The organism is Streptomyces sp. NPDC055103 (assembly GCF_053607625.1).
Genome location: NZ_JBSGTX010000144.1, coordinates 1 through 4822, shown reverse-complemented (window position 1 = coordinate 4822; position 4822 = coordinate 1). Strand labels below are relative to the sequence as shown.

Here is a 4822-nt window from a genome sequence, read left to right as displayed (position 1 = left end):
TCGGAGACGACTCCGACGACATGGTCGTCGTCGTCCACGACGGGAACACCGCTGATGTCGTGCTCGGCGAGCAGCTTCGCCACATCCCGGAACGATGCCGCGGGGACGGCGGAGACCACGTCGTCGGTCATCAGGCCGCCGACCTTCATGTGCTTCATCGCCGCGCCTCCTGTTCGAGGGTTCGGCCGGTGTGCTGTCCCGTGTCCCCACCCTCCACCGCACGCTCCGGGGCGGCGAGGGCCAAATGGTCCACCCTCAGGCCCGAACGGGCTCGTCTCTGCCTGTCCGCGCTCTGCCCCGCCCGGGTGGGACCTTTGGTCCCGTCATTGGACCCAGCGGCCCTCCGGCCACTCGGGACCAGCTGCCAGGGTGAAAGGAGTCCCTGAACCGCGTGAGGAGGAGCGATGGACGGAACCGCAGCCCGTCCCGGCCTCGGCAGGGTCGTCGTCGGCGTCGACGGATCACCATCCGCCCGCACGGCGCTGACGTGGGCGGCAGCGGAGGCGGCCCTGCGGGGCAGCACTCTCTGCCTCGTCCATGCGACCGGCACGGACACACCGGCCCCGTTTCTGTCCCAGGTGGAGATCGCCGGCAACCGGCAGGCGGGAAGGGAACTGCTCGACCGGACCGCCGAGGCGATCACGGCGCGCCACCCGGAACTGACGGTCGTCACGGAGCTCACCGCAGGCGGAGCCCCCGACGGTCTGCGCCGAGCTGCCGCCCTTACCGGCACGATCGTCGTCGGACACCGGGGCCTCGGCGGATTCTCCTCGTTGTTGCTCGGATCGGTCGGTCTCGAGGTCGCGGCCGCCGCCACCACGCCCGTGGTCGTGGTCCGCGGTACCGCGGAGTCCGTCGAGGCGGGCGTGGTTCTCGCGGCGGTGCGGGATGAGGCCGACGTGGGATGTGCCCGTGCGGCGGCACGCGAGGCCCTGCTGCGCAAGGTCCCTCTGCGGCTCCTGCACATCTGGAGTGCCGGGCTGTCCGCCCGCTCGCGAGCCGTGCTGCACAACGGCGACGACGAGATCGCCGGCGATCACGTACGCGTCATGGCCTCGGTCTCGGACCGGGTCCGGGAGGAGTTCCCGGGACTCACCGTGCACGCCGACGGTCAGGAGGGCCGCAGCGTCCCCGGGGCCCTCGTGGACGCGTCGCACCAGGCAGACCTTCTGGTCGTCGGTGGCCGGCGTTCGCCCGGATACCTCGGACCCACCATCGGACAGACCACGCTCAGCCTGCTGCAGCACGCCCACTGCCCTGTTGAGCTCATCCCCCGGCAAGGGCCCGGACACGGGAGCACGTCGTGACACGCACCAGGGATCGCCGTGACATCGTCGTCGGTGTCGACCCGGTCAAGAACGGGCACCTGGCCCTTGCCTGGGCCGCGGACGAGGCTCGATTGCGAGGCGCGGGACTGCGCCTGGTGGTCGCGGTACCCCCGCGGCGCGACACCCACCATGTCGACGACACCCCTCGCCACCTGGCACAGCGGCAGGCCGGTGCGGAAGCTCTTCGCACGGCACTCGCCTGGGCGCACGCCCGGCAGCCGGACGTCGAAGCCACTTCCTCCCTTCTTGACGGCTTCCCGGCGGCAGCCCTGGCCGCTCTGTCGAACGAGGCCGGCCTGATCGTGCTCGGATCACGACACCTCAGCCGTCCCGAGGAGTTCCTGAGCGCCGGCTCCCTGGTCGTACCGGTCACTGCGAAGGCGCACTGCCCGGTGGTCGTCGTGGGCGACGCGGAGCACGTCACGCAGGAGACGCCCTACCTCGTGGTCGGCGTCGACGGCAGCGAGTCCTCACGGGCCGCCCTGGCGTGGGCCTTCGAGGAGGCAGACCTCCGGCGCTGCGCCCTGCGGGCCGTCGCCGTCTGGCAGCCCCCCGTCTTCACCCTGCACAGCGGTGACACGCTGTTCTCCGCCGAACGCCGCCTGCTCTCGGAGACCACCGCCGGCTGGGCGGAGAAATTCCCCGACGTCCGGCTCACACACGAGGTGCTCACCGGCTCGCCCGTCGAGAACCTTGCGGACGCCGCCGAACACGCACTGGCCGTCGTCGTCGGCCGCAGGGGCCGGGGCGGGTACTCCGGGATGCGCGTCGGCTCCGTCGTCCACGGGCTGCTCCACCGCGCCCACTGCCCGGTGATCACCGTCCCCGTCGGGTGATCGGGTCATGACCGCGTCGGCAGCGGACCGGGCCCTCGCCTCGGTGCGGGACACCACGGGGCTGACCGAGTCGGAGGCCGCCCGTCGGCTGGCCGGCACGGGCCCCAACGAGGTCACCGCGAGAAGGCCCGTACGGCTCCACAGCAGGGTCCTGGCCCAACTGGCCGACCCGCTGATCATGGTGCTTCTCGGGGCCGTCGTACTGACCCTCGCGATAGGTGACCATCCCGACGCGATCGTCATCGGGCTGGTCGTCCTCGTGAACACGACCGTCGGTGTGGCACAGGAGATCCGGGCCGACAACGCCGTCGCCGCCCTCTCGGCCCTTACCGCCCCGCACGCGCGCGTGCGGCGCGACGGCGTGGTCCGCGACCTCCCGGCGGCGTCGATCGTCCCCGGTGACGTCCTCCTGGTCGGAGAGGGCGACATCGTCGCCGCCGACGCCGAACTCGCCGAGGCCTCTGCCGTCCTGGTGGACGAGTCCATGCTCACGGGGGAGTCCGTGTCCGTGGACAAGGATCCCGGTGCGACCCTGAGCGCGGGCACGGTCGTCGTCCGCGGCCGAGGCGTGGCCGTGGTCTCGGCGACCGGGGCATCCAGCGCGCTCGGCCGTATCGCGGCTCTTCTCGACGAACGCCGCGAGGCGACCCCGCTGCAGCGCCGGCTCGCCGCCCTCGGGCGCGTCCTCGCGGCCGTGACGCTCGCCCTGTGCGTCCTGGTCTTCGCCCTCGGCCTGGTGCGGGGGCTCCCGCTGGGCACGATGGCCGTCACCGCCATCAGCCTGGCTGTGGCGGCGGTCCCCGAATCCCTTCCCGCCGTCGTCACCCTGGCCCTCGCACTCGGAGCCCGGCGCATGGCCGCCCGGCACGCCCTGGTACGGCGGCTGCCCGCGGTGGAGACGCTCGGCTCAGTGTCCGTCCTCGCCACCGACAAGACCGGCACCCTGACGGAGGGCCGCATGGTCGTCCAGCACGTCTGGACACCGCGGCTGAGCGCCGAGCTCTCGGGAGTGGGGTACGAACCCGAGGGCGAGGCCCTTGTCGCCGGGAGACCGGCGGAAGCGGACGAGCTCGAACCGCTGCGTGAGCTGCTGACCGTGACTGCCCTGTGCAACGACGCCACGCTGCGCCCTGCGGACGACCGGACGCTCGACGACCGTTGGACGGCTCTGGGCGACCCCATGGAAGCCGCCCTTCTGACGGCCGCTGCCAAGACGGGCTGCCCGGAGCCGGCGGAACTGTCGGTGACCCGCCCCCGGATCGGAGAAGAGCCTTTCGACAGCCTCCGTAGACGCATGACCACCCTCCACCAGGCCGATGGAGACGGGGTGCTCGTCTGCATGAAGGGCGCACCCGAAGCCGTACTCGACCCTGCGGTCCTGCAAGATCCTCCGGACGTGCTCGCGGCGGCCCACCAGGAGGCCGCGCGCCTGGCCGCCCGTGGATACCGGGTGCTCGCAGTGGCATCGGGCGTACGGAACGACCTCCCGAGCCCGGTCGCCGAGGCGGAGTCGGGGCTCGCGCTCCTCGGCCTCGTCGCGCTCAGCGACCCGCCCAAACCGCATGCCGCAGCGACCCTCGCCTCCTGCCGTGCGGCCGGCATCACGCCCGTCCTCATCACCGGGGACCATCCGGCGACGGCTCGGGCGGTGGCGTCCCACGTCGCTCTCCTGGGCGACGGCCGCGAGACGGAAGGCCGCGTCGTCACGGGGGCGGACGTGGCCGCGGGGAGAGTCGCCGACCTCACCTCGGTGCGGGTCTTCGCCCGTACGGACCCCCAGCAGAAGCTGGACATCGTGGAGGCGTGGCGTGCCAGGGGAGCGGTGACCGCCATGACCGGCGACGGGGTCAACGACGGCCCCGCCCTGCACCGTGCCGACATCGGCGTCGCCATGGGCGCACGCGGCACGGAGGTCGCCCGGCAGGCCGCCGACCTCGTCCTCACCGACGACGAGCTCTCCACGGTCGTGGCGGCCGTAGAGGAGGGAAGGCGCGTCTACGACAACATCCGCCGCTTCCTCGTCTACGGGATGGCCGGCGGCGCGGCAGAGATCCTCGTGATGCTCATCGGCCCGCTGCTCGGGCTGCCGCTGCCACTCCGCGCCGGCCAGATCCTGTGGATCAACCTCCTGACACACGGCCTCACGGGCGTCGCCATGGGCGCCGAACCCGCGTCCCCGGGAGCTATGCACCGCCCGCCGCGCCCACCTGACCAGCACATTCTCGGCGGTGGCGCCTGGCAGAGGCTGCTCCTTCTCGCGGCCGTCGTCACGGCGGCCTCCCTCGGCGCAGGACTCGCAGCCCAGGCACTGGGCCTGGCCTGGCAGAGCGTGCTCTTCCTCGCCCTGCTCGCCGCCCAGCTGGGCGGCGCCCTGGGACTGCGCACCCGACTTCTGACCAAGGAGAACCCGTTCCTCCCCCTGTCAGTCCTCGCCTCTGCCCTTCTGGCAGCGGCAGCGCTGTACGTGCCCTTCCTGAACTCCATCCTGGAGACCGAGCCACTCGGCTGGGCGGGCGCCGGGATCGCTCTCGCGTGCGCGCCCGTCGGATTCGTCGCGGCCCGGGCCGTACGGACCGCCTTCCACCCAGGGGGCCCGGCAGGTTCATCCGGTCTACGGTGAAGGTGCGCGCTTCGGGTGCGGCCCGTGCGCTCGATGCA

General features: G+C 72.5%; 4 protein-coding genes. 3 read left to right on the top strand and 1 reads right to left on the bottom strand.

What is annotated here, in order from left to right; all coding sequences use genetic code 11:
- A partial coding sequence (locus ACWFR1_RS39920) for a CBS domain-containing protein (protein WP_453560889.1) occupies positions 1–131 on the bottom strand: 131 nt, incomplete at its 3' end.
- Between the two features lie 273 nt (positions 132–404).
- On the opposite strand from ACWFR1_RS39920, the gene ACWFR1_RS39915 reads away from it, so the two are divergent.
- From ACWFR1_RS39915 to ACWFR1_RS39905, 3 genes are read left to right on the top strand one after another with little or no spacing between them, the layout of a single operon-like run.
- Positions 405–1307: a universal stress protein gene (locus tag ACWFR1_RS39915; RefSeq protein WP_453560887.1), complete on the top strand. Its 903-nt coding sequence runs from the start codon at positions 405–407 to the stop codon at positions 1305–1307.
- A complete protein-coding gene (locus tag ACWFR1_RS39910) occupies positions 1304–2164 on the top strand; it encodes a universal stress protein (RefSeq protein ID WP_453560884.1) in 861 nt (286 codons plus the stop codon). Before ACWFR1_RS39915 ends, ACWFR1_RS39910 begins: the two co-directional genes overlap by 4 nt.
- Positions 2165–2171: 7 nt before the next feature.
- Positions 2172–4784 carry a cation-translocating P-type ATPase gene (locus ACWFR1_RS39905; protein ID WP_453560881.1) on the top strand — a complete coding sequence of 871 codons (2613 nt, stop codon included), beginning with the start codon at positions 2172–2174 and terminating at the stop codon, positions 4782–4784.
- The last annotated feature ends 38 nt before the right edge of the window (positions 4785–4822 follow it).

What these genes read in the sequence shown, in the direction of transcription:
- ACWFR1_RS39915 (WP_453560887.1), top strand. Translation starts at nt 405, where the DNA reads ATGGACGGAACCGCAGCCCGTCCCGGCCTCGGCAGGGTCGTCGTCGGC.
- ACWFR1_RS39905 (WP_453560881.1), top strand. Translation starts at nt 2,172, where the DNA reads ATGACCGCGTCGGCAGCGGACCGGGCCCTCGCCTCGGTGCGGGACACC.